At 69.7% G+C, this 26,951-nt stretch carries 26 protein-coding genes; 14 read left to right on the forward strand and 12 right to left on the reverse strand.

From position 1 onward, the window contains the following. Positions 1-35 precede the first annotated feature (35 nt). From KV203_RS02640 to KV203_RS02650, 3 genes are read left to right on the forward strand one after another with little or no spacing between them, the layout of a single operon-like run. Positions 36-2,972 carry a Z1 domain-containing protein gene (locus KV203_RS02640; protein ID WP_066466823.1) on the forward strand — a complete coding sequence of 979 codons (2,937 nt, stop codon included), beginning with the start codon at positions 36-38 and terminating at the stop codon, positions 2,970-2,972. Between the two features lie 51 nt (positions 2,973-3,023). Next, a complete protein-coding gene (locus KV203_RS02645; protein WP_066466822.1) occupies positions 3,024-3,878 on the forward strand; it encodes a ParA family protein in 855 nt (284 codons plus the stop codon). Further along, complete coding sequence (locus KV203_RS02650) at positions 3,875-4,414, forward strand: hypothetical protein (RefSeq protein ID WP_246600498.1); 540 nt, start codon at positions 3,875-3,877, stop codon at positions 4,412-4,414. Before KV203_RS02645 ends, KV203_RS02650 begins: the two co-directional genes overlap by 4 nt. A 46-nt stretch (positions 4,415-4,460) precedes the next feature. On the opposite strand, the gene purU is transcribed toward KV203_RS02650, so the two are convergent. After that, positions 4,461-5,348 (reverse strand): formyltetrahydrofolate deformylase, encoded by an 888-nt coding sequence (purU, locus tag KV203_RS02655; protein ID WP_246600507.1) that lies wholly within the window; start codon positions 5,346-5,348, stop codon positions 4,461-4,463. A gap of 58 nt (positions 5,349-5,406) precedes the next feature. On the opposite strand from purU, the gene deoC reads away from it, so the two are divergent. Beyond that, entirely contained in the window at positions 5,407-6,066 is a 660-nt protein-coding gene (gene deoC, locus KV203_RS02660) for a deoxyribose-phosphate aldolase (RefSeq protein ID WP_373279196.1), read from the forward strand. Here the strand turns inward: deoC and KV203_RS02665 are convergent. Then, entirely contained in the window at positions 6,054-6,803 is a 750-nt protein-coding gene (locus KV203_RS02665; RefSeq protein ID WP_083529801.1) for an LmeA family phospholipid-binding protein, read from the reverse strand. The two genes, deoC and KV203_RS02665, sit on opposite strands and share 13 nt — an antisense overlap. A gap of 199 nt (positions 6,804-7,002) precedes the next feature. On the opposite strand from KV203_RS02665, the gene KV203_RS02670 reads away from it, so the two are divergent. Then, a complete protein-coding gene (locus KV203_RS02670) occupies positions 7,003-8,457 on the forward strand; it encodes a hypothetical protein (RefSeq protein WP_157079633.1) in 1,455 nt (484 codons plus the stop codon). Between the two features lie 64 nt (positions 8,458-8,521). Here the strand turns inward: KV203_RS02670 and KV203_RS02675 are convergent, their stop codons facing one another. Together KV203_RS02675 and KV203_RS02680 are read right to left on the reverse strand one after the other, a co-directional pair. Then, a complete protein-coding gene (locus KV203_RS02675; protein WP_066466817.1) occupies positions 8,522-9,142 on the reverse strand; it encodes a lipocalin family protein in 621 nt (206 codons plus the stop codon). Beyond that, on the reverse strand, positions 9,139-11,235 hold the full coding sequence (locus KV203_RS02680) for an MMPL family transporter (RefSeq protein WP_083529736.1): 2,097 nt from the start codon (positions 11,233-11,235) through the stop codon (positions 9,139-9,141). Before KV203_RS02680 ends, KV203_RS02675 begins: the two co-directional genes overlap by 4 nt. Positions 11,236-11,296: 61 nt before the next feature. On the opposite strand from KV203_RS02680, the gene KV203_RS02685 reads away from it, so the two are divergent. The 4 genes from KV203_RS02685 to KV203_RS02700 all read left to right on the forward strand — a co-directional run bounded on the left by KV203_RS02685 (position 11,297) and on the right by KV203_RS02700 (position 14,899). Next, a complete protein-coding gene (locus tag KV203_RS02685; RefSeq protein ID WP_066467128.1) occupies positions 11,297-11,779 on the forward strand; it encodes a MarR family winged helix-turn-helix transcriptional regulator in 483 nt (160 codons plus the stop codon). A 204-nt stretch (positions 11,780-11,983) separates the two neighbouring features. Further along, positions 11,984-12,466 carry an FMN-binding protein gene (locus tag KV203_RS02690; RefSeq protein ID WP_083529800.1) on the forward strand — a complete coding sequence of 161 codons (483 nt, stop codon included), beginning with the start codon at positions 11,984-11,986 and terminating at the stop codon, positions 12,464-12,466. Continuing rightward, entirely contained in the window at positions 12,466-13,332 is an 867-nt protein-coding gene (locus KV203_RS02695) for an FAD:protein FMN transferase (RefSeq protein ID WP_083529735.1), read from the forward strand. The genes KV203_RS02690 and KV203_RS02695 overlap by 1 nt, the downstream gene beginning before the upstream one ends. Before the next feature lie 13 nt (positions 13,333-13,345). Then, positions 13,346-14,899, forward strand: coding sequence for a hypothetical protein (locus KV203_RS02700; protein ID WP_066466816.1), 1,554 nt, complete (start codon positions 13,346-13,348; stop codon positions 14,897-14,899). A gap of 1 nt (position 14,900) precedes the next feature. Here the strand turns inward: KV203_RS02700 and KV203_RS02705 are convergent, their stop codons facing one another. Next, positions 14,901-15,899 carry a YihY/virulence factor BrkB family protein gene (locus KV203_RS02705; RefSeq protein WP_066466815.1) on the reverse strand — a complete coding sequence of 333 codons (999 nt, stop codon included), beginning with the start codon at positions 15,897-15,899 and terminating at the stop codon, positions 14,901-14,903. A 156-nt stretch (positions 15,900-16,055) separates the two neighbouring features. On the opposite strand from KV203_RS02705, the gene KV203_RS02710 reads away from it, so the two are divergent. Further along, positions 16,056-16,613, forward strand: a complete 558-nt coding sequence (locus KV203_RS02710; protein WP_066466814.1) for a dihydrofolate reductase family protein — start codon at positions 16,056-16,058, stop codon at positions 16,611-16,613. Between the two features lie 14 nt (positions 16,614-16,627). On the opposite strand, the gene KV203_RS02715 is transcribed toward KV203_RS02710, so the two are convergent. From KV203_RS02715 to KV203_RS02725, 3 genes are all read right to left on the reverse strand, one after another. Then, positions 16,628-17,560: an enoyl-CoA hydratase-related protein gene (locus KV203_RS02715; protein ID WP_066466813.1), complete on the reverse strand. Its 933-nt coding sequence runs from the start codon at positions 17,558-17,560 to the stop codon at positions 16,628-16,630. Positions 17,561-17,644: 84 nt separating this feature from the next. After that, the gene (locus KV203_RS02720; protein ID WP_174522004.1) at positions 17,645-19,240 is read right to left on the reverse strand and encodes an ABC transporter permease; all 1,596 of its coding nucleotides are present in this window, start codon (positions 19,238-19,240) and stop codon (positions 17,645-17,647) included. Further along, positions 19,237-20,151: an ABC transporter ATP-binding protein gene (locus KV203_RS02725; protein WP_066466812.1), complete on the reverse strand. Its 915-nt coding sequence runs from the start codon at positions 20,149-20,151 to the stop codon at positions 19,237-19,239. The genes KV203_RS02720 and KV203_RS02725 overlap by 4 nt, the downstream gene beginning before the upstream one ends. Before the next feature lie 263 nt (positions 20,152-20,414). On the opposite strand from KV203_RS02725, the gene KV203_RS02730 reads away from it, so the two are divergent. Then, entirely contained in the window at positions 20,415-20,717 is a 303-nt protein-coding gene (locus KV203_RS02730; protein WP_066466811.1) for a hypothetical protein, read from the forward strand. Beyond that, complete coding sequence (locus KV203_RS02735; protein WP_066466810.1) at positions 20,714-22,183, forward strand: alpha/beta hydrolase; 1,470 nt, start codon at positions 20,714-20,716, stop codon at positions 22,181-22,183. Before KV203_RS02730 ends, KV203_RS02735 begins: the two co-directional genes overlap by 4 nt. On the opposite strand, the gene KV203_RS02740 is transcribed toward KV203_RS02735, so the two are convergent. The 3 genes from KV203_RS02740 to KV203_RS02750 are packed head-to-tail and all read right to left on the reverse strand — an operon-like array spanning position 22,161 to position 24,017. Continuing rightward, positions 22,161-22,994 carry a methylase gene (locus KV203_RS02740; RefSeq protein ID WP_066466809.1) on the reverse strand — a complete coding sequence of 278 codons (834 nt, stop codon included), beginning with the start codon at positions 22,992-22,994 and terminating at the stop codon, positions 22,161-22,163. The genes KV203_RS02735 and KV203_RS02740 overlap by 23 nt on opposite strands. Beyond that, positions 22,961-23,476 carry a DUF2505 domain-containing protein gene (locus tag KV203_RS02745; RefSeq protein WP_066466808.1) on the reverse strand — a complete coding sequence of 172 codons (516 nt, stop codon included), beginning with the start codon at positions 23,474-23,476 and terminating at the stop codon, positions 22,961-22,963. The genes KV203_RS02740 and KV203_RS02745 overlap by 34 nt, the downstream gene beginning before the upstream one ends. Positions 23,477-23,519: 43 nt before the next feature. Beyond that, the gene (locus KV203_RS02750; RefSeq protein WP_066466807.1) at positions 23,520-24,017 is read right to left on the reverse strand and encodes a DUF2505 domain-containing protein; all 498 of its coding nucleotides are present in this window, start codon (positions 24,015-24,017) and stop codon (positions 23,520-23,522) included. Between KV203_RS02750 and KV203_RS02755 the strand changes: the two genes are divergently transcribed. After that, positions 24,016-25,158, forward strand: coding sequence for a UDP-N-acetylmuramate dehydrogenase (locus KV203_RS02755; protein WP_083529734.1), 1,143 nt, complete (start codon positions 24,016-24,018; stop codon positions 25,156-25,158). The two genes, KV203_RS02750 and KV203_RS02755, sit on opposite strands and share 2 nt — an antisense overlap. A 58-nt stretch (positions 25,159-25,216) precedes the next feature. After that, complete coding sequence (locus KV203_RS02760; protein WP_083529733.1) at positions 25,217-26,065, forward strand: SDR family oxidoreductase; 849 nt, start codon at positions 25,217-25,219, stop codon at positions 26,063-26,065. 28 nt (positions 26,066-26,093) lie between these two features. Here the strand turns inward: KV203_RS02760 and KV203_RS02765 are convergent, their stop codons facing one another. Continuing rightward, positions 26,094-26,951, reverse strand: a complete 858-nt coding sequence (locus KV203_RS02765; protein WP_246600517.1) for a helix-turn-helix domain-containing protein — start codon at positions 26,949-26,951, stop codon at positions 26,094-26,096.

Below are 26,951 nucleotides of genomic sequence, written 5' to 3' on the forward strand. Positions count from 1 at the left end.
GTGACCGCGCATCAGCAGCGCGCGGCGGAGCCCGGGTGAACGAGCTCGTCGAGGCCGTCGCGCGCGAGTTCGGGGAATACCCCCCGGCCGCGCTGCTGGCCCCGGTTCGGGCGCGGCTGTCCGAGGCGGCGCGGGGCGAGGTCGACATCACGACGATCGTCACGGTGTTGGTCGACGACAGCCTGCCCGACCTGCATAGCGCGGTATCGAGCTGTGTGCGTCGCTGGACCAGCGAGGCTGCGGCAGCGTGGATCGAGGACACCGCACCCGGCTCGGCAGAACGCCGCGCCTTGATCTGGCAGCGACTGGGCATTCCGGCGGAGGCATGGCCGGAGCTGGAGCTGCGGTACCCGCACCACGGTTCGCCCGCCGTGATCGCGGCGCCGCAGCCCTGGGCCCCCTGGTACACGCCGGAACGCCGGCACGCGCGCGACTTCTACTGGCGGGCCTATCGCCGGATGCTCCTCGGAAAAGGCTGGCCGACCGATGTCGTCGACAAGCTCGACGAAGCCACCGGTGAGGTGGTGCAGCGGCTCGCCGACCCGACCCGACCCGAGCCCTACCAGTCCAAAGGGCTGGTGGTCGGCTATGTACAGAGCGGGAAGACGGCCAACTTCACCGGGGTGATCGCGAAGGCGATCGACGCGGGGTACCGGTTGATCATCGTGCTCACCGGAACGATCGAGATTCTTCGGGCGCAGACTCAGCGTCGGCTGGACATGGAACTGGTCGGGCGCCAGAATATCGGTCTCGACGACGACTATCTCGACGACAGCGCTTGGCTGGATGGGGAATTCATCGAACACGAGATCGACCCCAACCACGACGGCGCGGTGCCGGCGATCCGTCGGCTCACCGGCGCCACCTACGACTTCAAGGCGCTCGGCAAAGGCCTGGGCGCGCTGCACTACGAGATGACCGACCACGGCAAGCCGCTGAACGACCCGGTCAATCTGTTCCCGGCGAACGTCCGGATCGCGGTGGTGAAGAAGAATTCGACGGTCCTGACCAAGCTGGTCGGTGACCTGAAGCGGATTCCGACCGACGTCGCGACGATCCCGGCGTTGATCATCGACGACGAGGCCGACCAGGCGTCGATCAACACGATCGATCCGAACAAGACCACCAAGAAGGACGCCGACGATCGGATCGAGCGGACGGCGATCAACGCCCGGATCGCCGACCTGCTCCAGCTGCTCGGCCGCGCGCAGTACGTCGGCTACACGGCGACGCCGTTCGCGAACGTGTTCGTCGACCCGACCGATTCCGCCGGAATCTTCCCGAGCGACTTCATCGTCAGCCTGGCCCGGCCGGACGGGTATATGGGTGGCGCGGACTTCCACGATTTGACGCGGCCGCACGATGCGGCGGCGAATGATCCGACCTGGTCCAACCGGGCGGCATATGTTCGAGACCTGCGACCGGAATGCGATGCCGACGTCGAGGTCGAGCAGCGCGAGGCATTGGACGCGTTCGTGCTCGCCGGCGCGATCAAGCTGCTGCGGCAAGAGCGGGGACCGTACCGCTTCCGGCATCACACGATGTTGGTGCACCAGTCGGTGCGTACCGCCGAGCATGCGGCGCTCGCCGAAGACTTCCGCGGGCTCTGGCGGACCGGCGGATACAGCACGCCGGCCGGCTTGGATCGGCTACAGCAATTGTGGGAGCGCGACTTTCGTCCGGTATCGGTGGCTCGGGCCGAGCCGGGAGCGGTGGTACCGGGCGCGTTCACCGAGTTGGAACCGTATATCGGTGCCGCAGTGGATCGGATCTCGGCCGGCGCCAGCCCGGTGATCGTGGTCAACGGTGCTGCCGAGCGGGACTATCAGCAGGACGAGCTGGATTTCCAAGCCGGTGGCGTATGGAAGATCCTGGTCGGCGGGACCAAGCTGAGCCGCGGATTCACCGTGGACGGCTTGACCGTCACCTACTTCGCTCGCCGAACAGCGATGGCGGACACGCTGATGCAGATCGGGCGATGGTTCGGGTTTCGGCCTGGCTATCGGGATCTGGTGCGGCTCTACATTATCCGGAATGTCACCGGGCCGGGCGGGGCGAGCTTCGACATGTACGAAGCGTTCGAGGCGATCATCCGGGACGAGGAGGAGTTTCGTGGGGAGTTGAGTCGGTTCGCCGGGCTGAACTCCGACGGTGCGCCGATGGTCACGCCACGGGACGTGCCGCCCATGGTGTTCCAGCAGCTGCCGTGGCTGCGGCCGACCGATCGGACGAAGATGTTCAACGCGGAAGAGACTTTTCGCGGTGTCGGCGGGCAGAGTTTCAGCTTCACCATGCAGCCGCCGCGGGGCGACGGTTCCGGCAATCGTCGACACTTCCGGCTGGTCGAGCCGTTGTTGGCGGTGCTGAACCACGTCGACGAGTTCGAGATGCGCGGGGCCGACGATCGCGTCCTCACCTTTGCCGCCCGGTACGGCATCGTTGCGGCGGAGGAGATTCTGCAGATCGTCTCCGGGTTCGAGTGGGATGCGAAGTGGTCGTTCGAGCCGCATCGCGCCGCGCTCGAAGATGCGATTCGGCGGGGCAAGCTGGACGACTTCGCGGTGTTGCTGCCGCAGCCGAAGACCCGGAAGCCACTTGCCGTTCGCGGGTTCGCGCAGTCGTTGCCGGTGGTGCGGCGCCAGCGGCAGGAACTGAAGTACCGCACCGGGTTTTCCGGCACCGCAGTGCGCGAGCGCGATGCGATCGAGCACATCGCCGGTAGTCCGGAGCGGCGCGGCGGTGCCGCGGCCGACCGGTTACGCACGCGCACCCGAGGCGGGATGATCCTGCTCTTCGCCAGCGATCCGGTGGAGAACAGCCGACAGATGAAGCGGGCCGAGGACGGTCCGATCGATCCGTCGGACCTGGCCACCCTGTTCGCGTACGCACTACCGTTCGATGCGAATCCGCTTCCGCGGGTCGGGTTTCGGGTACGCAGCCAGGGCGGTGGCGCGATCGTGGATGCCACCTGAACGACATCCCGGGCCGTCGATTCCGGCCGCTCCAGAGAGGGGAAACCTGCGATGGCAAAGGTGATTGCCACGATCAATCTCAAGGGCGGTGTGGGCAAGACGACCATCACCGCCGCGGTGGCCGAGTTCATGGGTGGCCTGTTCGGTCAGCGAGTGCTGCTGATCGACCTGGATTCGCAGATCAACCTGACCACGATGATGATCGGGGAAGACCTCTGGGTGCAGCTCAACAACGCCGGCCGCACCCTCGCCGACGCGTTCCGGGACGCTGTCGGGGGCACTGCCGAGTTCGATATCGAGACGGCCGTGCAGCGGGGAGTATCACCGGTGCGGCAGGTCTCGGGGGTGGATCTGCTGCCGTCGTCGCTGGATCTGATCGAGCTCCAGGAGGAGGTTGCCGCACTACATCTGCGCCGCGGCGGCGGTGTCGGCGCGATGTACATTCTGCGCGATGCCATCGCGCCCGTGCTGGACTGCTACGACTACGTGCTGATCGACTGTCCGCCGAACGTCGGACCGATCACCCGCAACGGCCTGGCGATCGCCGATGCATATATCATGCCCACCATCCCGGATGTGTTGTCCACCTACGGTATTCCGCAGATACAGAAGATGGTTGCGGAGTTCGGTGCCACCCTGGGGCGGCGGATCGTGGAGCTCGGACTGGTGATCACCAAGTACAAGGCCAACTCGACGGTGCACCGGACGATCGTGCGCAATCTGCGGCGCGATCCCACCATCCAGAACGTACTGCCGACCTACCTGCGCGAGGCGAATGCGATCTCGGCGGCAGCGGAGTATCGCGACTACAGCACATTGCGAAACCGGTACGGAAATCAGGGCCAGTACGAAGAGCTGGAGAGCATCACCCGGACCATCTTGACCGAAGCGGAGAGCAAGCTGTGACCGATAAGACTGCTGTCGCCGAAGCTGCTGTGGCCCAACGGCGGGTGGAGGTGCAGCGTACCGGTGGTGCGGTGCTCCAGCTGGCGGCGGTGAACGGGCCGGCGGCCGACGTGCTGACCGCATTGTTGCGGGTGGTGGCCGAGGAGGCGGCGCGGACTCCGCGGTTCGCCACCGCGATCGCCGGCATCGCAGCCCCGGCACCGGCGCCCGCGGCACCGGAGACCGGGCCGGCGACCACAGCCGCACGGACCACCACAGCCACTCGGACGACCGCGGCGGCCAAGCCGCGTTCGACGACCCGGGCCAAGCGGCAGCCGGGCGTGCTCGATCCGTTCGTGATCTATCGCGAGTCCGGTGTCGATGCGCTTACCGCCCAACTCGGCCCGCTGACGATGGATCAGCTCCGCGACATCATCGCCGAGCAGGAGATCGACACCCGTCGGGAGACCCGGTACAAGCGTAAGCAGGAGGTGCTGGTCGCCTGGACCGTCACCCGGGTGCGGGAACTCGCGGACAAGGGCAACGCGTTCCGTTGAACGTGCCGGCCGCGGGACCCGGTTCGGTCAACCGAACACCACCGTCTCAGGTGAATACCACCGTCTTCACGCCGTGCACCAGCACCCGACCCTCCAGATGCCAGCGCAGGCCCCGCGCCAGCACCAGGCGTTCGATGTCGCGACCTTGCCGGACCATGCTCGCCGGGTCGTCGCTGTGATCGATCCGAATCACATCCTGTTCGATGATCGGACCGGCATCGAGCTCCGCGGTCACGTAATGGCAGGTCGCGCCGATCAGCTTCACCCCGCGATCGAACGCCTGATGGTACGGGCGGGCGCCGGAGAACGACGGCAGGAAGCTGTGGTGGATGTTGATCGCCCGGCCGGCCCAGCGCCGGCACAGCTCGGGCGGCAACACCTGCATGAATCGGGCGAGTACCACGGCATCCGGTCGATAGCCGTCGACGATCGCGGCGACCTGTGCAAACGCGGTGGCGCGGGCATCCGGGTCGCGGACGAACGGCACATGATGAAACGGGACGTCGTGCGCCCGGGCGATCGCCCCGAGTCGTTCGTGATTGCCGACGACCGCCTCGATCGTCGCCGGCAGCTCACCGGCCGCCGCCCGCCCCAACAGGTCGTGCAGGCAGTGTTGCTCCCGGCTGACCAGCAGCACGACCCGTTTGACCGTGCCCGAGTCGTGGACCTGCCAGTCCGTCTCCGGGCCCAACGCGGTGGCCACGTCGGCGAATCGATCCTGCAGCTCGGCCAGGCCCACCGGCACCGACGACGCCAGGATCGCCTGGCGGGTGAAGAACCATCCGGTGTGCGGGTCGGCGTGGTAGCCGGCCTCCGCGATCGAGCCGCCCAGGCCGGCAACGAAGCTGGCGATCATCGCGATGATGCCGCGGCGGTCCGGGCAGCCGAGGGTGAGCACGTAGCGGTTGTCCCGCGCGTCGAGGGATGGTTGCACGCGGCACATTCTCGGTCAGCGGCTCATCTGGGAAGCTGACCGGGTGACCGATCTCCGGATGTCGCGGGCGGCGGTGGCTGCCATGGTCGACCACACCCTGCTCAAGCCCGAGGCGACTGCCGCCGATGTCGCCGCGACCGTCGCCGAGGCACGGGAGCTGGGGGTGTACGCGGTCTGCTTGTCGCCGTCGATGCTGCCGGTCGATGCGGCCGGGCTGGTGACCGCGACCGTTGCCGGCTTTCCGTCCGGCAAGCACGACGCAGCGGTGAAGGCGTACGAGGCGCGGCTGGCCGCCGAGCGTGGCGCCACCGAGGTGGACATGGTGATCGATGTGGGGGCAGCCGTCGTCGGTGACTGGGATGCGGTGCGCGCCGACATCGACGCCGTTCGGGCCGCGTTGGACGATGCGGTGGGGCTGAAGGTGATCATCGAGTCGGCGGCGCTGTCGGACGATGCGGTGATCGCCGCCTGCCGGGCAGCCGAGCAGGCCGGGGCTCAGTTCGTCAAAACCTCCACCGGCTTCCATCCGGCAGGTGGGGCGAGTACCCATGCGGTGGCGCTGATGTCGCGGACGGTCGGCGGCCGGCTCGGGGTCAAGGCCAGCGGCGGAATCCGGACGACGACCGCGGCGCTGGCGATGATCGGCGCCGGGGCCACGCGACTCGGCCTGTCCGGTACCCGCGCGGTTCTCCAGGGCCTGCCGGATCAGGTCCGCTGACCGCACACCAGGCCGGTGTCGACCTCGCTGGATTGCAGCTGGTAACTGCCACCCGCCAGCTTCAGGTGGATGCCGTCGGTGTCGACGTCGATCTGCTGCGCGGTCATGCCCAGCGGATAGGTTTGCAGGCTGGTCGCGATGGTCTGCGCCACACCGTCCACCAGATCGGTCGGCAGGCCGATGCCGAGCACCTGCGCGCTACGGGTGTTCACCTGGACGGTGCCGCCCGAAACACTCGGCGCCACAACCAGATCGGCCAGCCCGCCGACCGCGAAGGTCAGGGTGCCGTCGTTGCCGGCCCGCACCTCGCTGACCAAGCTGCCGAACGGTTGCTGCTGCATCGTCTGCTGAATGCCGGCGGTGCTCCAGTCGATATCGGCGGACGAGCTGCCGATCCGGCCGGTGCCGTCGGCCAGATCGATGTCCGCGGCGCGGGCGGACAGCTTCATGCCCACCGCAGAGCCGAAGGCAGCGTTGTCGGAGTGGATGCCGACGTACGGGTAGTGCTTGCGTAGGACCTGCAGCAGGATCGGCTGAGCACTGAGGTCGACGTCGACGGCGGAGCCGACCTCGCGTTCGAACTCCGCGGACAAGCAGGACGTTGCTTCGTGCCGGGCGTACAGCTCCACCCCGATCAGGGCGGCGAGCAGCACGCCGACCACCGCCAAGACGATGAGCACGGTGCGTCGACTGCGGGCCGGCGAATTCGACGCCGGGGTGTTCGTGGTCACGACCATGTTCGCCGATTGTGCCCGACGCGGTTCGCCGCGCGCTGAGAGATCTCCGGTCACGGTTGTGACGTGGCCCACCCCGGCACGTAGCCTGGTTTCGCGGTTACGCGTCGGCGAGCGATCGCCGGACTCGAGCTACGAGAGGGATCGGGACGAGTCAGTGGCAGGGTGGCAGGACAGGCGCGGCGGTGCAGGTGTGGACGGCGTGCATTTCCCCCGTCGGGTCGGAGGGCTGCGGACCGGCGTGTTCGGTACGGCGGTGCTGGCCGACGCGGTGCGCGGGCTGGACGCCGACTTGGCGCAATCGATCGAGCGCGGGCGGCGCTGGCGGCAGGTTTTCCCGGGTGCATTCCGATCCACCACCGCGCTGAGCGCAGCGGCCGGGGACGCGCGGATCGACATCGCCAACGACGGTCTGCGGAGCGTGCGGAGCCTGCTCCGGTTCGGTTCCGCAGACCAGCCGCTGTCCGGCGCGGCGACGACCGCGGCCGGGCCGATGCCCGACACCGTCGAACTGTCCGGCACTGCCGACCCGGTCGGTGAACTGCAGGTCCCGGTGGGCGGTGAGTTGGTCGGGGGCGATCGGCTGCGCGAGATGCTGGCGGACTGGCGAATCCACGGCTACGTCGAGCCGGGCTTCCTGTCGGCGATCAGTGCGGTCATCGACCACCCCGAGTGGTTGTCACTGCCCGGTTATCGCGTCGTCCTGCTCGGTGCGGGCGCCGATCTCGGTCCGTATCGGGCGCTGGCGGCCTGGGGCGCGGACCTGACGTTGGTGGATCTGCCCGGTGCCGCGCGCTGGCGAGAGCTGCAGAAGGTAGCTCGGGCTGGCGCCGCGACGGTGCGCTTCCCGACCTGGGACGGTGTGCCCGGGGCCGACCTGGTGCGGCAACTACCCGCCTTGTCGGCGTGGCTGACCGCCGGCACCGACCCGCAGGCGCAGCTGTTGGTGGGCAGTCACGCGCGGGTGGACGGGGCGCGCGGGGTGTTGGTGGCGGCGGCGTCCGATGCGCTGGTCGCCGAGCTGCTCGCGCAGCGGCCGAACGCTGCGGTGGGATATCTGGGTGGGCCGACCGACTGCTACGCGGTGGGCCCGGATGTGATGGCCGATGCGCGGCGGCGGGCGCGGTCGTCCGGGCGGCTGACCGACATGCTGCGGTTGATGTCCGGCTCGCAGCTGTTCCAGCCGAACTACCAGGAGGAAGTGCCGGACGACACCGGCCACCTCTGGGGCGTGGCCGACGCCATGCTCGTCGCGCAGGGCCCGAACTTGGCGTTGGCACAGCGACTGCATCGCTGGCGGGCGATCGTCGCCACCGAGGCCGGCCGGAGCGTGTCCTACAACGTCGCGCCACCGGTCTGGTCGCGGTCGGTCTACCGGCACCAGGCGATGGTGGCGGCGTTCCACGGCGCGCGACGTTTCGGCATCCGGGTCTTCGAGCCCGCCACGGCCCGCGTGTTGTTGGCCGCCAAACTCGTTGCCGATCTCTACGGACAAACCGGCGACCTCGGCCCGCGGCCGGAGGGACTCGGCTACCGCGATGCGCTGCACGGCGGGCTGTGGCGCCAGCCCTTCGTTCCGGCGTCGATCCTGAACGTGCTGGCGGTGTCCGGGGTGCCCGGACTGATCGGTGACCGGCTGCCGTTCGTCCGGCACTGACCGGCGCCGCCGGTTCCGATCAGGCCTCACGCACGTCCGGGGTGCTGCGGGCGCGGCGGCCGGCTCACCCGACGGAGCACAGCGGCCGGATGTCGGTGGCGCCGCCCGGCGTCGGTGAGGTGACGATCAGACAGGTGTTGTAACCGAGCCTGGTGGCGACCGATCGGACCTCGGCCCAGCGCTGTGGGGTCACCTCGGGCGAGCGGGACAGGACGAATCCGGAGAGTCGGTCGGGGTCGCCGACGAAGGCCCAGGAGTAGTCGTCGGCGATGTAGGCGACCACGTAGTTGGCCGGACCGTCGAGACTGTTCTGGAAGGGCACGCCGGGAAAGCTGACGTGCAGTTGCGCGTTCGTGACCGGGTCGACCACCCGGGCGTTGCCGACGATGCCGTTGCCGCCGCCGGACCACGTGGTGCAGGTGTTCTGCACCCGGACGTTCCGCTCGTCGATCAGCTGGTAGTTCGCGACGGTGTCGCGCGCGCACTCCAGGTTGAACGGTTGCGGGACGACCGCGATCTGGTTCCAGCTACCGAGGTAGCGGGCCACATCGAGCCGCTCGATCGGCTGCAGCGGAGCGATGCCGGGCAGCGCCGATGCGGCGCCCGGCGAGGCGACTGCCGGGGTCGCGACGGCCGCCAGCATCGCGAGTCCAGCTGCGGCCCGACGGAGGGGAAACCGGATCATGACGATCCTTTCTGCCCGACGGTGGACGTCGTGGCGAGTGCGGTCGGCCACCAGATCTTGGCGCCGACGACCGTGAACAGCGCCGGGATCACGACGGTGCGGACGAGGAAGGTGTCCAGCAGGATGCCGAGTCCCACGACGATGCCGAGTTGGGTGAGCACGATCAGCGGCAGCACCCCGAGCACGCAGAAGACCGCGGCCAGCACGATACCGGCGCTGGTGATCACGGTGCCGGTCGCGGCGACTGCCCGGACCATCCCGCCGCGGATCCCGTGCTCCGGGGTCTCCTCGCGAGCGCGCACGGTCAGGAAGATCGTGTAGTCGACCCCCAGTGCGACCAGGAACAGCACCGCGAACAACGGTACGTCGCTGTCCAGCGCCGGAAAGCCGAAGACGTGGATGCTGATCCACGCGCCGAGTCCGAGCGCGGCGAGTGCGCTCGCCAGCGTCACCGCCACCAGGATCAGGCTCGCGGGAACGGCCCGGAGCAGGATCAGCAGGACCGCCAGTACCGCGAGCAGGATCAGTGGGATCGCGCGGGAGCGGTCGGTGTCGGAGGCGTCGCGGCCGTCGAGTTGCTCGGCGTCCGGGCCGCCGACGAGCGCATCCGCGCCGGGCACCGCGTGCAACCGCGAGCGCAGTTCGCCGATCGTCGTGTAGGCCTGCGGCGACGCCGGTTCGGCGTCGAGCACCACCGACCAGCGCGCCGATCCGGCGCCGTCGTCCCCGGTGCGCGTGAGGCCGGCGACGCCCTGGGTGGCCCGGATCTCGCGTTCGATCTGCGCCGCCGATGCCGCGGCGCCGACCACGAGCGTCGGGCTGGAACTGCCGGCGGGCACGTGGGCGGCGAGTGTTTCGAGTCCGTCGACCGATTCGGCGGACACCCGGAACTGCTCGGTCTGGGTGAGCCCGGTGGGTACCGTGACCAGCAGCGCGGCCGCGGCTCCCAGGAACACCGCGGCGCCGGCGAGGACCGCCCACGGGCGGGCGGTGACCCGCTGCGTTACCGCATGCCAGGCACCGACCTCGGCCTGATCGTGGCCGTCTGCGCGCGGAACGAACGGCCAGAAGACCCGCCGTCCGCAGAGCGCCAACGCGGCCGGCAACGCGGTGAGTACGGCGAGCGCGGCGACCATCACCCCGGTGGCCGCGCCGACGCCGAGACTGCGGGTGCTGGGCTGCACCCCGACCAGCAGGGTGAGCAGCGCCAACACCACGGTCGCGTTGCTGGCGACGACCGTCGGGCCGACCCGGCGGACCGCCGTGCGCAGCGCGGCGCGGTGGTCGGGATTGCGGTGCAGTTCGTCGCGGTAGCGCGAGACGAGCAGCAGCGCGTAGTTCGTGCCGGCGCCGAAGACCAGCACGCTGGTGATTCCCGCGGTCGAGCCGTCCACGGTGAGGCCGGCCAGTTCGGTGACCCGGGCGGCCAGTACCGACCCCGCACGGTCGGCCAGCGCCACCACCAGCAGCGGGATCAGCCAGAGCACGGGGGAGCGATAGGTGAGGATCAGCAGCAGCGCAACCACCGCCGCGGTGACCACCAGCAGGGTGAAGTTCGCGCCGGAGAACGAGTCGGCGATATCCGCGCCGAACGCCGGGCCGCCGGTCACCTGCGCCCGCAGGCCCGGTGGCAGACCGTCGCGTGCCGCCGCCCGCATCCCGTCGATCTGCTCGGTGAGATCGAATCCGCTGAGGTCGGCGTCGACGGTGGCCCGGCCCAGCGCCACCCGGCGATCGGGGGACAGCTGCGCGGGGACGCTGTCGGTCGGGGCGGCGGTCGCCGAGCCGCGCGCGGCCGACATACGCTGGGCGGCCGCGGTCGTGGCGGCGACATCGGCGTCGGACAATTCGGCGCCGTCGGTCCGGGAAACGACGACCAGGACCGGGGCGGTGCCGGAGTCGGGGAACTCGGCCAGCCGGTCGGCTGCCCGAGCCGACTCGGCAGACGGCGGGAGTGAGCTCGGCGCCTGATCGGCCGACTCACCGCCGAGGCCGGCCGCGGCGAGCAGCCCGATCAGGACGATGGCCAGGATCGCGACGCTGCTGCGCCGCCCGGTGACCATTTCGGCGTACCGATCCCAGAAACCGCGCATATCGGCGAATATTTCAAAGTTGGAAATATTCTGCAAGCCGTACTATCGGTAGGTGACCGGGATGGAGGAGAGCCTGCCGCGCGCCGAGGTGGAGCGCCTGATTGCGGCGGACATCCGGGCCCTGACCGGCGCCGCGGACCAGCTCTCCCAGTCCTTCTCGTCATTACATGGCCTGCGGCCCAACGATTTCCGTGCGCTGCTACACGTCTTCCTGGCCGAGTCCCGAGGGCTGCCGCTGACCGCCGGACGGCTCGGTGTCGCCATGGGGATGTCGGCCTCGGCGATCACCTACCTGGTGGAGCGCATGGTCGGCGCCGGGCACCTGCTGCGCCAGGCCGATGTGCTGGATCGCCGAAAGGTGGTGTTGCGCTATGGAGAGCGCGGCATGGCCGTCGCCCAGGACTTCTTCGCCCCGCTCGGCCGGCGCACCAACGCAGCGTTGAGCGGTGTCTCCGACGAGGATCTGGCCACCACGCACCGGGTTCTGGAGCTGCTGGTCGCTGCGATGCGTGAGCACGTCGCCGAGCTGCCGCAGCCGGGCTGAGCGCGGTAGTCGGACACCGCGGCCGCCGTCCGTCGCCGGCTCGATTAGGCTGGCTGCCGTAACACGGACCGGCGCAGTGGCGGGGTTCGGTCGGTATCACCTTTGCTGCGAGCAGTCTGTGACTGTCCAACTGTCGGAATCAGGCACGCTCGCGCGCTCGCCGGACGGGCTGTCGACACGCTCGAGCGAAGGATCATGGGTACGATGCGAAACGTTCGGAAGGCCCGCTACCTGTTCGCGGCGGGCGCGGCTGCCTCCGTGCTCCCGATTGCCGCAGCGTGCGGCACCGACGACTCGGCCGACACCGCGGCGACCGCCACCACGAGTGCGCCGGCGTCCAGCGTGGTGGCCACGCCGAGCAGCGCTACCGGCGCGGCGGTTGCGCCCACCGGCACATACACCGACGGCACCTACGAGGCGAGCGGCAGCTATACCAACCCCGGCGGGCAGTCGTCGGTCAGCGTCTCGATGACGCTGGCGTCCGGCACGGTCACCGCCGTGACCGTCACCCCGGAGGCCAGTGGCACCTCGCGCGAGTACCAGGACAAGTTCGCCGGCGGTATCGCTGCCGAGATCGTCGGCAAGAATATCGACGATCTGAACGTCTCCAAGGTATCCGGCTCGTCGTTGACCAGCGGCGGTTTCAACGCTGCCCTCGAACAGATCAAGGCCGAGGCGAAAGCCTGATGCCCGCCTGGACGTTCGAGGCGATCGGTACGGGGTGGCAGATCGACACCCCGACCGAATTGGCGTCGGACGTCCGGGCGCGCATCACCGCGCTGATCGACGAGTTCGACCGGCGCTGGTCGCGATTTCGCAGCGACTCGGTGATCAGCCGGCTGGCCACCTCCGGCGGCGAAGCGGATTTCGGCGCGGACGGTACCGAGCTGTTCGACCTCTACGACACGCTCGCCGTCGTAACCGACGGTGCCCTCACCCCGCTCGTCGGCCGGACCCTGGCCGATCTGGGCTACGACGCGGACTATTCGTTGCGGCCGGCGAACGATCCGGCTCGGGTGGGCGACTGGTCGCAGGTGCGGCGGTGCGGCGCTGCGGTGTCGGTCGAGCAGCCGACGCTGATCGACGTGGGCGCGGCCGGCAAAGGCCTGCTGGTCGATCGGGTCGCCGCGGCGTTGCGGGACGCCGACGTCGCGCAGGCGACGGTCGACGCCGGTGGGGACATCCACCATCGCGGCGACGCGCCGATCCGGGTCGGGCTGGAGCATCCGGCCGACCCCGGCCAGGCCATCGGGGTGGTGACGCTCGACCGCGACGAGGCGCTGTGCGGATCGGCCGGGAATCGACGGGCTTGGGGCCCGGACCTGCATCACCTCATCGACGGCCGGACCGGTCGGCCGACGTTCGACGTGGTGGCGACGTGGGTGATGATGCCCGGCTCGTGCATGCTGGCCGACGGTCTCGCGACGGCGCACTTCTTCGCCGACCCGGACGAGTTGACCGCACGCTGGCCGGAGCATCGATTCGTCCGGATCGGTGCCGACGGTCGGGTCACCTGGTCGCCGACGCTGCGCGGGGAGATCTTCCGCAGATGACCGCGGTTCGCCGATGAACGCCGTACGCGATCTGCTCGACCTGCAGCTCGGCCGGGTGTCGATGTACCGGCTGGTGACGCTGGTGCTGGCGGTGCTGGCGCTGGTGTCGATCGGCTACACCGGGGTGGGTGATCTCGGCGCGGGCCTGTTCACCGTCGGTGGGCAGCTGATCACTCTGGCGGTGCTGCTCGTCGTGGTGACCGCGACGTCGTGGGCACTCGGCCGGGCGGTCGGTGCGCCGGCTCATCTCGAGTCGTCGGTGATCACCTCGTTGCTCTTGTATTTCTTGTTCCTGCCGCAGACCGGTGGCGCCGATCTGGGCTGGATCGCCTTGGCCGGGGCGTTGGCCGGACTGTCGAAATACCTGCTCGCGTGGCGCGAGCGACACATCTTCAATCCGGCTGCCGCCGGGGCATTCGGCAGTTACCTGGTGCAGCGGCTGACCGGACAGGAGACCTGGTTCGGCGCCTCCTGGTGGGTGGCCTCGGCGGATCTGCTGCCGTGGGTGGCGCTCGGCGCCTTCCTGGTGTTGCACCGCACCCGGCGGCTCGGTCTCGGGCTGGTCTTCGTGATCTTCGCGGGCACGCTGGTCGTGCTCGGTCTGACGCATTTCGGGCAACCCGTCGGTGCGGCCGTGCGGACGGCGCTCGAAACCTCACCGCTGATCTTCTTCGCCGGCTTCATGGTGAGCGAACCGCTCACCCTGCCGGGCCGGCGCTACCAGCAGTTCGTCGTGGCCGCGGTGATGGCCGTCGGCTACGCATACCCGTTGGTCGTGCTGCGGCTCACCGAGAATCCGCCGCTGTTCGGCATCGGTGACCAATGGCAGGTTGCGGCGTTGCTGATCGGGAATCTGGTGGCGTGCGCCTTCGCCCGGCGGTCGGGGATCCGGCTTCACCTGGTGTCGCGGCGCCATCTCGGCGGCGACACCCACGAGTTCCGGTTCCGGTCGTCGCGTCCGCTGCGGTTCGAGCCCGGCCAGTACGCGGAACTCCATGTACCGCATGCCAAGACCGACGGTCGCGGCAGCCGCCGGGTATTCAGCATCGCGTCGGTCCCGGGCGCGGACACCGTGTCGTTCGGGCTGCGCGTGCCGGACCGGGCATCCAGTCTGAAGCGGACGCTCGCGGCGCTCGAGCGGGGAGCGTCGGTGCGGGCCACCGGCGTCGGCGGTGATTTCGTCCTGCCGCGGGACCGTAGGTCACCCGTTGCGCTGGTGGCCGGCGGCATCGGCGTCACCCCGTTCCTGAGCCAGCTACGGCATGCGCCGGATCGCGATGCGGTGCTGATCTACGGGTTGCCGACGGGTGCGGTGGTGCCGTTCGCCGACGAGCTGGCGCAGTGCCGCGTCGTGGTCGTGGCGCCCGACGAACCGGCGTCGCTGCCCGAAGCCTGGTCGTGGGTTCGGGCCGATGTGGTTACCCCGGACACGGTGGCATCCGTGGTCGATGACCTGGCCGACCGCCGCGTCTACGTGTCGGGGCCGCCGGCGATGGTCGACGCGGTGGCGCCGGGTCTGCGGCGGCGCGCCCGGTCGGTGCACACCGACTACTTCTCCGGCTACTGAATCAGCGTCCCGGGGTGCCGGTGTCGGCCGGGTTGTCCGATGATGCCGGATTGTCGAAAGACACCGAGATCTCCTCGAACCCCTTGCTGCGCTGTGCCTGAGCCTGTGCGGTGTAGGCAGCTTCGTCGCCTTCGGTGAGGACGACGCTGTCGGTGAACGGCGTCAACAACGACCGCGGATAGAGCTTGTCGACCCGGACCGCGTCGATTTCCAGACACAGCACGATCAGGACCGAGGCGAGATAAAGGAACGCGAGCAGACCGAGGACGACGGCGAAGACCCCGTTCGCCGCTCCCGCGTTGGCGATGACCTCCTGGATGTACACGCTGCCGAAGAGCTGCAGCGCCTGCCAGCCGATCGCGGCGGTGAGTGCGCCGGGAAACACGTCGTGCACCCGCAGCGCACGGGCCGTGCCGATCCGGAAGGCAACCGTGAAGACGATCGTGGTGATCAGCACCGAACCGGCGATCGCCAGCAGCCGCCGGAGGGTGCCGAGTTCGACGGTCGCGGCCGCACCGTTGACCACGGTCAACGCGATGATCGCCGAACCGATCGTCGACACCAGTACCGCACCTTTGACCCGCACCGCGAACGGGTTGGGCCGACTGTTCCGCGGTACGGACCAGACGATGTTCATGGCGTTCTGGACGGCCACGGCCACTCCCAGACCGCCGTAGACGGCGCCGAGAGCGCCGATCGTGACCGCCGTCGCACCACCACCGAACTGACCCGGATCGCCCAATTGATCACCGATCACCGGAATCTGGGAGAGCGCGGAATCCACGATGCGCTCCTGGAGCGCCGGATCGTCCCGCAGCACGATGCCCAGCACCGTCGTGAAGATCAGCAGGAGGGGGAACAACGACACGAACCCGTAGTAGGTGATCAATGCGGCGAGATAGCCGCCTTGATCGTCGAAGAACTTGTAGGCTACGGCGAGCGGGTATCCGCTGGCCGGGTAGCGTCGTTGAAACCTGTCGATGCGATCCGAGAGCGACACCCGCGTACCACCGTTCCTCGTATCGGCCGGGTATCGCACCGGACGCGAGGATGCCTGCTCCAGGCCGGGTCGCTTCGGTGAGGCCGCAGTGCGATTCTACGGGGAGCGCCCTCGACGGATGGACGCGTGCGGCGTGCAGCGCGAATACTTCGGCGCATGGGAATCCTGACTTTCGGCATCAACGTCACCCTGGACGGCTGCGTCGATCACCGGGAGGGAATCGTCGACGACGAGACACACGCCTTCTTTACTCGCCTCATGGACACCGCCGGGGCGATGCTGTGGGGTCGCGTCACCTACGAGATGATGGAGAGCTATTGGCCGACGGTCGCGCGCGGTGCCGAGCCGGCGCCGCCGGCGATCCAGGAATGGGCGGTCAAGCTGGAAGCGAAGCCGAAGTACGTGGTGTCGGCGACACGAGCGAACTTCCCGTGGCACAACAGCCGGCGGATCCACGGCGACCTGCGAACGGGGATACAGGAACTCAAGGACGCGACCCCGGCCGGCGTGCTGCTCGGCAGCGGCAGGCTCGCGACCGAGCTGGACCGGCTGGACCTGATCGACGAGTACCGGTTTCTCGTCCACCCCAGGATCGCCGGCCACGGACCGACCCTGTTCCAGCGCGGGCCGGCCGATACCCGGCGGCTCGAACTGGTTTCGGCGGTGCCGCTACGGAACGGGGCAGTGGCCGTGCACTACCGACGAGCGAGCTGACGCTGCGCGGGTCGTCAACGCGTGTCCGCCCCGTCGGCCGCCGGGCCTGCGGGCGAGCCGAACAGGTCCGGCAGGCCGTCCGATACGAGATCGGGAAACACCGGATCACGCTTGGCGAGAAAGGATTCGACCCCTTCGCGGGCGTCGGCTGACCTGCCGCGCAGGTATACGCCCAGCGATTCGGCACGGTGCGGTATCTCCGGTCCGGGCGCACCGAGCATGTGGTAAAGCATCGCCCGGGTGAGCGCCACCGAGACGGGCGCGGTCCCGGTCACCATGTCCCGGGCCAGTTCGATTGCCCGGGTCAGCACCCGGTCGGCCGGTACCAGCTCGCGGACCAGGCCCCGCTCCAGCGCTTCGGCCGCCGGAACCATTCGCCCGCCCAGGGTCCACTCGGCGGCGGTGGAGATCCCCACCACCCGCGGCAGAAACCAGGTGGAACAGGCCTCCGGGACGATGCCGCGGCGGGTGAAGACGAAGCCGAATCGGGCGGTATCCGCGGCGATTCGGATATCCGCAGGAAGCGTCATGGTGACGCCGACCCCGGCCGCGGGCCCGTTGATCGCTGCGATCACCGGCTTGGTGCACCGGTAGATCCGCAGGGCGACCAGACCGCCGGTGTCCGCGGGCGCCTGCCCGGTGTCGGAGTCGGGCGCCTGCCCGGTGTCGGAGTCGGGCGCCTGCCCGAACGTCGCACCACCGTCGACGAGATCGGCACCGGCACAGAACGCGCGACCGGTGCCGGTCAGCACCACGGCTCGCACCCGGTCGTCGGCGTCGCACTCGTCGAAGGCCGCGATCAGCTCGTGGCACATCTGCACGGTGAAGGCATTGAGCCGGTCGGGGCGATCCAGCCGCACCACCGCGATCTCGCCGTCCCGCTCGACCACCACCACGCCGGTCTCGGCATCGGTCACGCCGGCCTCCTGCTGTTCGGAACGAGTCATCCCCCCGCCGGTAGCGTACGGCGTCCGCCGACCGCACCGAAGCGGCTCCCGCCATCGGGCCGGGGTCGGCAGGCGAGGGAACGTTCAGGGGATATCACGTCGGCGGAAACCGATAAATCCGACGGCGAGGAAGACAGCGGTGGCCAGGCTGATCCACAGCAAACCCCACCAGGCAGGGGCGGCGGCGCCGACTGCGGGAACGTGGTCGAACGGGCTGACGGCCATCGCCCAGTCGGGCAGTTTGAAGCTCGGGCCGAACAGCGTGATCACGAACGACACCAGCACGCCGAGCCACGAGACAAGCTGCACTCGGGGCCGAGCGCCGATCACCGCGACCGCGAGGGCCACCACCGTCCAGACGGCGGGAATCGTGACGATGGCGTGGAGTACCGCGTCGCCGAAACCGATGCCGATGTCGGCCGACGAGGCAAAGATTCCGATCACGATCCCGGCGACGATGACGAACGCGGCGGTTTCGGCGAACGCGACGGCCACGTTGCCGGCAAGGTAGCGGGTTCGGGTGACAGCGGTGGCCAACACCGGTTCGGTGCGGTAATCGATCTCCTCGGCGCGCACGCGGTTGACGGTCTGCACACCGGCGACGGCGGCAACGATGCCGATCATCGATAGGATCGTGGTCAGGAACGCACCGACGACGTCGGCCGATGACGCGGCACCCGCGGCGAGGATCTCGGTCATCGCCGGGTTCGCGGCGAACAGATCGTTCACCGAACCGGTGAAGTAGCCGAAGATCGCTCCGAGACCGACAAAAGCCACCGACCAGGAGATGGCGGATCCCCGGTTCAGGCGTACGGCCAATGTCAACGGACCGCGGACTTTTCCGCGATCGGGGCCGGGTGCCACCGCGATCAGTCCCTGACCGAAGTCACGCGACACCTGCAACGCGAAGCCGACGGCGGTGACGATCACGGCGAACGCGATGCCCAGCAGCAACGGCCACCAATGATCGCCGGTAGCCGGCCGCGTCTGCTGAATCCAACCGAGCGGATCGAGCCAGACGGTCCAGGACGGTGCGTCGATCGACGACAGAAAGCCGCGCAGCACGAAGAGCACGCCGAGAACCCCGACGGCCATCGAGGTGGCAGTGCGGGCATCCGAGCCGATCTGGGCGGCTACGGCGGCCACCGCAGCGAACATCCAGCCGGTCACGGTGAATCCGGCACCGAGCAGCAACGACGCCTGCCACCCGCCGCCGAACAGCCCGGTGAGGACGCCGGCGGTGACACCCGTGGCCAGGGATGCGATCAGCGCCATGCCGACTGCGGTCAGCAGGCGTGCCGCGCGGCCGAGGACACCCGCGGCCAGCAGTTCGGCCTGACCGGAATCCTCCTGGCCGCGGCTGGCTTTGACGACGATCAAGATTGCGGCGAGTGCGGTGATGAAGCCGCCCAAGGCCAGCGATCGCCAAGCAGTGAACCCGTCGGTGCTCGACAGGTCGTAGGCCGGTCCGAAGATCAATCCGAGCGCCGGGTTCCCCCCGATGGTGGCAGCGAACGCCTGCCGGTCCTGCGGACCGGGAAACAGCCAGGGATAGACGAGCACCGACGACACCGACAACGCGGTCGGGATCACCACCCACGGTGCAAACGATGTGCCCTCGTGTCGTAACGACGCGCGCAGCAGCGGTGCCGTGCCGGCGACCGCGCTCGTCACGGTCATCGGCGATCACCGGACGCCGGCTCGTCACGGTCGTACAACCGGAGGAACAGTGATTCCAGCGACGGCGGTTCCACGGTCAACGACTGCAGGCCGCACGGCACCAGGGCTGCCATCGCCTCGCCGATGCGATCGGAGTCGACGGTGGCGGTCAGCCGGTTACCGTCCAGGGTCGCATCGTGGAGCACCGGAAGTCGGGACGTATCCGGGATAGTGGTCACGTCGGCACGAATCGAGGTGCGAGTGTGCCCACGCAGCTCGTTCAGCGTGCCGGTTTCCACGATCGCACCGGCCCGGATGATGCTGAGTTGATCGGCAAGCGTCTGCACCTCGGCCATGATGTGACTCGACAACAACACCGATGCCCCACGGGACTTTGCCTCACCGACGACTTCCTGGAACACGTTCTCCATCAACGGGTCCAGCCCCGAGGTCGGCTCATCGAGGATCAGCAACTCGACATCGGCGGCCAGTGCGGCGACGATCGCGACCTTCTGCCGATTGCCCTTGGAGTACTGGCGGCCGCGTTTGGTGGGATCGAGCTCGAACCGATCGATCAGATCCCGGCGGCGTCCTTCGTCGAGTCCACCCCGCATCGAGCCGAGCAGATCGATCGCTTCGCCGCCGGTCATGCCCGGCCACAACGACACATCGCCGGGCACATACGCCAGCCGCCGGTGCAACTCGACCACATCACGCCACGGATCCCCGCCGAGCAGACGTATCCGGCCCCCGTCGGGATGCAGCAACCCCAACAGCACCCGGATCGCCGTGGACTTGCCCGCGCCGTTCGGCCCGAGAAATCCGTGGACCTGCCCGCGCCGCACATAGAGATCGAGCCCGTCGAGCGCGCGGAACGTGCCGAACGTCTTGACGAGTCCGGTGACATCGATGACAAGGTCGTTGTCGGGCATGACACCTTCCCAGGGTTGGCAACATCGGGTCGACCGTTCCCCGGTCGCGGAGTATCACACGTCGACACAGCTACTCGATTTCGATACCGCTCCTCGCACTGTAAGTCCTGCCGCGGTGCCGTCGCGCCGAAGACACAACTCCCCGGTCCGGGCCCGCGTCTACCGGATCGTCGACACTTCGCGCGCGCGGGAACTCTGCTTGCCGGGCCGGGATCGAATCCGATCGAGCGGCAGGTGCTCGGACGACGAAACGGGGGCGTGCGATGTCGATGACGGTGGATCCGGCGGAACTACACGCGTTGGCGGATCGGCTGGTCGGTCAGGCGGAACGGATCGATGCGCTCGACCCGCTACCGCCGGACCTGTCGGCTGCGGTCGAGCTGTCCGGCTCGGCGTCGGCTGCGGCCACCGGACAGGCGGCCGCCGTGGCCGCCGCCGTCTATCGCGAATCGGCCGATCGATATCGAGCGTTGGCCGACACGGCGCGACGGAACGCGGTCGGCTACGTCGGCACCGACGACGTGTTCGCCGCCGCGTTGCGCCGGGTCGGAGCCGGCCGGCCATGACCGGCACCGAGGAGCCGGCGCGGCTGCTCCAGGCAGCGGCGCTGCTCGAGCAGTGCAACGAGCGGTTTCGCGCCGACTCGACGGCCGGGCCGGTCGCCGCCTGGACCGGACGTGCGGCCGATGCAGCGGTGGCTCGGCTCGCGGCCGAAGGGCGCTACGCGGAGCGCGTCGTCGCCGCGGTGACCGGACAGATCGCGGCGATCCGGGCTGCCGCCGAGCAGCTGGCGGCGGCGATGCGGCCGCCCGGAACGGTTGATCGCGAGGGGCTCGATCAGCTATCTGCACGCGGCGCCGGGGCAGTGTCGGCCGCCACCGCAGTGTTGGCCGGGCTGCGGGCACAGGCCCCGCCGAGCGGGCTCGAGTCGCCGGCTCTCCCGGCCGAGCCGGCTGCGCTGGCGGCGTCCTGGGCCACGCTCCCGCCGGCCGAACGGGACGTGCTGGCCGCGGCGGATCCGGCGCTGGGTAACCGGGCCGGTTTGCCGGCGGTGGACAAGGACCGGTACAACCGCGCCTATCTGGAGCTGTTGCGGACCGCCGCCGAACGGGATCTGGCCGACGCGGCGGGCGGGCACCTGGACTGGGCCCGGGGGGACAACGTCCCCGGTCCGCCGACGAGCGGGTTGCCCGACGAGGCGGCCGAGGACCGACTCCGGGAGTTCGCACGGTGGCAGGCCGAGTTCGAGCGGCGAGCCGGCCCCGACGCTGCCGCAGCGCTGCGTGGCTATGCCGCCATCGCCGAGCAGCTCGCCTCGAACGATCCGCCGCGGTATCTACTCAACGTCGACGACCAGGGCCGGGCCGCGATCGCGCTGGGTAATCCGGACACCGCTACCCGCATCGCGACCTTCGTTCCGGGGATGGACAGCACCGTCGACGGGATCGGCGGCGGCCTGGACCGGGCGCGTGCGTTGCTGGACGCCGCCGACGCGGCCGGTGCCGGTCGGGGAACGACCTCGGCGATCGCCTGGTACGACTACCAGGCGCCGCGCGGCCTGATCGCGGCGGCCAAGGACGGTGCTGCCGATGCCGGTGCACCCCGGCTGGACCAGTTCCAGGACGGGTTGCGGGCCGCCCACGTGGGTCCCCGGTCGTACAACACGGTCGTCGGGCACAGCTACGGCTCGTTCGTCGTCGGCACCGCGGCGAGTGGCGGTAGTTCGCTGGCGGCGGATGCGCTGGTGCTGGTGGGGAGCCCGGGCCTGGAGTTGGAGCGGGTTACCGATCTGCGCCTGGACGGGATCGACCCGGCCGACAACCCCGCGCACGTGTTCGCCACCGCCGCGGCCGCCGACCCGGTTCCGATCGTGGGCGCGCTGTCGCACGGGCCGAGCGTGACCGACCCGGACTTCGGCGCGACCGTGTTCGGGTCTGTGGGCGGTGTGTCGACCGCACACAGCGACTACTGGGACCCGGGAAATCCGGCGCGCGCCACGATGGGCCGAATCATCGCCGGCCATGGCGGGTGAGTGCCGGATTCTGCTCGTGCAGCGGGTGGAATCCGGCACTCTCGGCGGGGACGCTCAGCACGCAGTCGCGCATCCGCCGGCGGTACTGCCGGACCGGGACGCCGGCGGCGGCCAACAGCTCCAGCGCCCGCCGCCAGCGCACTCGTGGCCCGAACGGTGCGAGCGGGGCCGCGGCGGCCCAGGCGCGGTCGGCGGCGACCAGCAGGGCATGGATCGGTTCGCCGGGGACATTGCGATGGATCAGCGCCTTGGGCAGCCGCTCGGCGACGTCGGACGGCCGGTCGACGGTGAACGGGTCCCAGGCCAGGGTCAGCGAGATCGGTCCGGTCGCGTCCAGCACCAGCCAGGCGCACCGCCGGCCCAGCTCGTCGCAGGTGCCGTCGACGATCAGGCCACCGGGGGCCAGCTGGTGCGACATCGTCGCCCAGGCCGGACCGACCGCGCCTTCCCGGTATTGACGCAGCACGTTGAATGCCCGGACCAGCACCGGACGCAGCCCGGCCAGCTCGAAACCGCCGCGCACAAAGCTCACCCCGGCGGAACCGGGGACCACCCGGGCCGGGTCGATTTCGGCTCCGACCACCCGGACATCGGGTCGGACTCGGCGCAGCCGGGTCGCCAGCTCGTACGTGGTCACCGGGGTTGCGCCGTACCCGAGATCGACGACCAACGGGTCGGTCGCGGCGAGCAGCCGGGCGCGAACCGGGCCGGCACCGACCAGCTGACGGTCGCTGCGGCGCAACCGGTTGTGTCCGGTCGTCCCGCGGGTGACGACCCCTACCGGGGCACGGGGTGGTGGGTGTCCAGCCACGATGCGGTGAACTCGGCCTCGGCGCGGAACAGATCGACCAGGTTGACCAGCATCATCCGCTCGAACCGCAGCCCGCCGGGCAGATAGACCTTGGCCTCCGAAGAGGTGCGCAGGGTGCAGCCGATGTCGGTGGGGAACAGGTGCATGGTGCCGGTGAGGCTGCCCGGGCCGGCCGGAATCGACGCCTCGTACTTGCCGACCACCTCGGGGCCCAGCGGGCCGTACGTCTCTCGACGGGTGATCACCATGTCCTTGCGGATGATCGCCTGGGCGATCGGCGGTAGCTCGGTCCGGGGCAGTACGTGCTCGATGACCAGCTCGATCCCGGACTCGTCCGCGCGGAACTCCACCAGCTGGTTCGGCGAGTACTTGCGCATCTCCTCGATCCGTGCGGCCCAGTAGTTCCGGTCGCCGAGCGTCCGGTACACCTCGCCGACGGTACGCAGCGGGTAACGGGCGGAGTAGTCCAGTCGACGGGCCATAGCAGGTCAGGCTACCGTCCGGTTCCCCGGACCGATCCGGGCCTCAGTGGTGCGTGGTCAACCAGCCCCGGGTGAACTCGTCTTCGGCGGCCGCCAGCTTGGTCAGCTGCTGCGCGATCATTGCCTCGATCCGGCCGCCGAGCAGCGGGATCGACACCGACGCTCGGCCGTGCAGCTCGATCGCCGTTCGATTGCCGTCGGCGCGCAGCGTGCAGGAACCGTCGATCTTCGCGGGGGTACCGGGCACGGTCGCGGTGAAGGTGTCGGTCGCGCTGTTGTTCCCCAGTGTGCTCCAGGTCTCGGTGCGGTGGATCTCCAGATTGCCGGACCGGATCCGAGTGACGAAATCCGGCAGATACTTCTGGTCCACCACCTGCACCACCTCGATCCGCGGCGGCGATCCGGCGAAGCTGACGATCCGGGCGCCGGGCCCGCCCACCTCGGCCATCCGGTCGTGCCAGTACTGCTCGCTGGTCATGGCTGCGTAGAGCCGAGTCACCGGCGCATCGAAGGTGGTGTTGTGCGCAAAACTGGTGCCCATGGACGGCAGGTTACCGTTCCGGACTGTGGACCATCGAGATTCGGGACGGCGACTGGCGGATACGTTGCGGTCGGCGGGCGCCCGGGTGCGCGCCGATGTGGCGTTGGCCGAGCTGACCACGCTGCGGGTCGGCGGACCGGTGCCGCTGCTGGCCGAGTGCGATTCGGCGGAGGTGCTGGTCGAGACGCTGCGGGTGGTGGACGCCGCGGGGATACCCACCCTGCTGGTGGCGGGCGGGTCGAACCTGCTGATCGGCGATCGGGGCTTTCCCGGGGTCGCCGTGCGAATTGCGAACGCCGAGCTGGAATTGTCCGACGATCGGGTGGTTGCCGGCGCCGGTGCGGTGTGGGACGAGGTGGTCGCCGCGACGGTCGCGGCCGGGGCCGGGGGACTCGAGTGCCTGTCCGGTATTCCCGGCTCGGCCGGTGCGACCCCGGTGCAGAACGTCGGCGCGTACGGGGTGGAGGTCGCGTCCCTGCTGCGCCGGGTGCGGTTGCTGGATCGGCGGGCCGGGGTGGTGCGCTGGGTGACGCCGGACGAACTCGGGTTCGGCTACCGGACCAGCGTGCTCAAGCGTCGCGACGACGCGGTGGTTCTCGCGGTCGAGTTCGCGCTGCGCCCGGACGGCAGCAGTGCGCCGCTGCGCTACGGCGAGCTGGCCCGCCGACTCGACGCCGCCGACGGGGCGCGCCGCCCGGCGGGCATGGTGCGCGATGCCGTGCTGACGCTCCGGCGGGGTAAGGCCATGCTGCTGGACCCGGACGACCACGACACCTGGAGCGTCGGTTCGTTCTTCACCAATCCGGTGGTGCCGGCAGCAGCGGCGGCCGAGGTGCTCGCGACGATCCGCGCGCGGGTCGGCGACATCGCGATCCCGCAGTACCCGGCCGCCGCCGGGACCAAGTTGTCCGCCGGCTGGCTGATCGAGCAGGCCGGGTTCGGCAAGGGTTTCCCCGGCCCCGCGGCGCCGGCCCGGCTGTCCACCAAACATACGTTGGCGCTGACCAATCGGGGCACGGCGAGCGCCGCCGACCTGGTCGAGCTGGCCCGCACCGTGCGAGCCGGAGTGGCGGCCGCGTTCGGGGTGACGTTGGAGCCGGAGCCGGTGTTGGTCGGAGTGACGGTCGAGGCGTCGAAGTGACAACGGGGTCTGTCGATATCGGCCACGTGGTCGTATCCGGTGTGCCACGCTCAGCGGTATGACAACCCTGACTGGACGGCGTGTGGCGATCACCGGTGGCGCGCAAGGAATCGGCCGGGCGATCGCCGAGGCCCTGATCCGGTCCGGCGCCACGGTGGCGCTCGGCGACATCCAGGTGACGGTGGTCGAACAGACCGCCGCCGAACTGGGTTCCGGTACCACCGGGCATCGGCTCGATGTGACCGACCCGGCGAGCTTCGCGTCCTTCCTGGACAAGGCCGCGGCGAATCTCGGCGGGCTCGACGTGCTGGTCAACAATGCGGGCATCATGCCGATCGGCCCGTTTCTGGACGAGAGTCCGGACCTGACCCGGCGCACCGTGGAGATCGACCTGATGGGCGTGCTCACCGGCACACGGCTCGCCGGCCGCCGGTTCACCGACAGTGGTACCGGCCACATCGTCAACATCGCATCGGTGCTGGGCACCCTCGCCTCGCCGAACGCGGCCACCTACTGTGCGACCAAGCATGCGGTGGTCGGTTTCAGCGAGGCGCTGCGGCAGGAATGGCGGGACACCGGTGTGCGGATCTCGGCGATCTGCCCGGGTTTCGTGCGTACCGAGCTGATCGCCGGCATGTCGGCACCCGGCCCGTTGGAGCGGTTCCTGGTGGTGAATCCCGAAGATGTCGCCGACGCCGTGGTGCAGGAGATCGCCAAGGGCGTCTCGCGGACGGTGTTCGTCCCGAAGGCGGTCGGCGTGGTCTCCCGGGGATCGACGGCGGCGCCGACCGCCCTGGTGGACATGCTGTTCCGGCTGTCCGGGGGGAACAAGGTCACCGAAGACTTGGACAAGGAGAAGCGGGCCGCGTACCAGCAGCGGCTCGAGGGTCGCGACGACGAGGCCTGATTGCCCGCCCGGCGGGTGTCGCTCGCGTTCAGCCGGGGTGCCGGGCATGTCGGTCGCGATAGTCGCCCGGGGCCGCGCCGACCAGGTCGGTGAAGGCACGGGCGAAATGGGCCTGGTCGTACCAGCCGTAGCGGGTCGCCAGGTCGGCGATCGTCCCGGTGTAGCCGCCGTCGAGCTCACGGACCGCGTCGTGCATCCGATAGCGGGCGAGCACCCACTTGGGCCCGACCCCGACGTATCGGGCGAACATCCGTTGCAGCCGCCGGGCCGCGATGTCGTGTCGCTGCTCGATCTGGCCGACCCGGAGCAGGGTGCGGTCGGCGAGCATGTCGTCGATCACGCCGAGCAACTGGCGGTAATCGGTATCGCCGCCGGAGGTCGGCGGCCGGGCCGCGGTGAGCGCGGCGTCGAGCCGGGTGACGCAGCATTCGTCGGCGACGGTCTCGTCGAGGTTCGCGCACGCCGTGACTACGCTTGCCGGCAGCAGCCCGCGAGCGGGGACGACGCGATCGGTCAACCGGGCGGCGTCGAGCCCGGCGAAAGCGGCGAGCCCGCCCGGCCGGAACTTCACCGCGAACACCCAGCTGCGTCCGCGCGCCGGCACCTCGAACCGGTGTCGCACCACCCCGGTCAGCACGACCGGGTCGGCGCCGACCTCGGACCGGGTGACGCCGCGCTCCACACTGAGCGTGCAGGACGGGTGCGGCAGCGTCGAGCTGCGGTACACCACCCCGTCCGGTAGATCCCAGCGCAGTCGCCAGTAGTTCTCCACCCAGTCGGCAATCGCGTCGACGCACTCGAACCGGGCCAGATCGGCATGTTCGGCGAGTAGCTCGGGCCGCAGCACACCCGCGGTGGTCGTTGTCGGGTTTCTCCTATCCGGCAC

It is taken from the genome of Skermania piniformis, from assembly GCF_019285775.1.
In the GTDB taxonomy this organism is placed as follows: domain Bacteria; phylum Actinomycetota; class Actinomycetes; order Mycobacteriales; family Mycobacteriaceae; genus Skermania; species Skermania pinensis.

What these genes read in the sequence shown, in the direction of transcription:
- KV203_RS02645 (WP_066466822.1), top strand. Translation starts at nt 3,024, where the DNA reads ATGGCAAAGGTGATTGCCACGATCAATCTCAAGGGCGGTGTGGGCAAG.
- deoC (WP_373279196.1), top strand. Translation starts at nt 5,407, where the DNA reads ATGTCGCGGGCGGCGGTGGCTGCCATGGTCGACCACACCCTGCTCAAG.
- KV203_RS02665 (WP_083529801.1), bottom strand. Translation starts at nt 6,803, where the DNA reads ATGGTCGTGACCACGAACACCCCGGCGTCGAATTCGCCGGCCCGCAGT.
- KV203_RS02675 (WP_066466817.1), bottom strand. Translation starts at nt 9,142, where the DNA reads ATGATCCGGTTTCCCCTCCGTCGGGCCGCAGCTGGACTCGCGATGCTG.
- KV203_RS02680 (WP_083529736.1), bottom strand. Translation starts at nt 11,235, where the DNA reads ATGCGCGGTTTCTGGGATCGGTACGCCGAAATGGTCACCGGGCGGCGC.
- KV203_RS02685 (WP_066467128.1), top strand. Translation starts at nt 11,297, where the DNA reads ATGGAGGAGAGCCTGCCGCGCGCCGAGGTGGAGCGCCTGATTGCGGCG.
- KV203_RS02690 (WP_083529800.1), top strand. Translation starts at nt 11,984, where the DNA reads ATGCGAAACGTTCGGAAGGCCCGCTACCTGTTCGCGGCGGGCGCGGCT.
- KV203_RS02695 (WP_083529735.1), top strand. Translation starts at nt 12,466, where the DNA reads ATGCCCGCCTGGACGTTCGAGGCGATCGGTACGGGGTGGCAGATCGAC.
- KV203_RS02700 (WP_066466816.1), top strand. Translation starts at nt 13,346, where the DNA reads ATGAACGCCGTACGCGATCTGCTCGACCTGCAGCTCGGCCGGGTGTCG.
- KV203_RS02710 (WP_066466814.1), top strand. Translation starts at nt 16,056, where the DNA reads ATGGGAATCCTGACTTTCGGCATCAACGTCACCCTGGACGGCTGCGTC.
- KV203_RS02715 (WP_066466813.1), bottom strand. Translation starts at nt 17,560, where the DNA reads ATGACTCGTTCCGAACAGCAGGAGGCCGGCGTGACCGATGCCGAGACC.
- KV203_RS02720 (WP_174522004.1), bottom strand. Translation starts at nt 19,240, where the DNA reads ATGACCGTGACGAGCGCGGTCGCCGGCACGGCACCGCTGCTGCGCGCG.
- KV203_RS02725 (WP_066466812.1), bottom strand. Translation starts at nt 20,151, where the DNA reads ATGCCCGACAACGACCTTGTCATCGATGTCACCGGACTCGTCAAGACG.
- KV203_RS02730 (WP_066466811.1), top strand. Translation starts at nt 20,415, where the DNA reads ATGTCGATGACGGTGGATCCGGCGGAACTACACGCGTTGGCGGATCGG.
- KV203_RS02735 (WP_066466810.1), top strand. Translation starts at nt 20,714, where the DNA reads ATGACCGGCACCGAGGAGCCGGCGCGGCTGCTCCAGGCAGCGGCGCTG.
- KV203_RS02745 (WP_066466808.1), bottom strand. Translation starts at nt 23,476, where the DNA reads ATGGCCCGTCGACTGGACTACTCCGCCCGTTACCCGCTGCGTACCGTC.
- KV203_RS02755 (WP_083529734.1), top strand. Translation starts at nt 24,016, where the DNA reads ATGGACGGCAGGTTACCGTTCCGGACTGTGGACCATCGAGATTCGGGA.
- KV203_RS02750 (WP_066466807.1), bottom strand. Translation starts at nt 24,017, where the DNA reads ATGGGCACCAGTTTTGCGCACAACACCACCTTCGATGCGCCGGTGACT.
- KV203_RS02760 (WP_083529733.1), top strand. Translation starts at nt 25,217, where the DNA reads ATGACAACCCTGACTGGACGGCGTGTGGCGATCACCGGTGGCGCGCAA.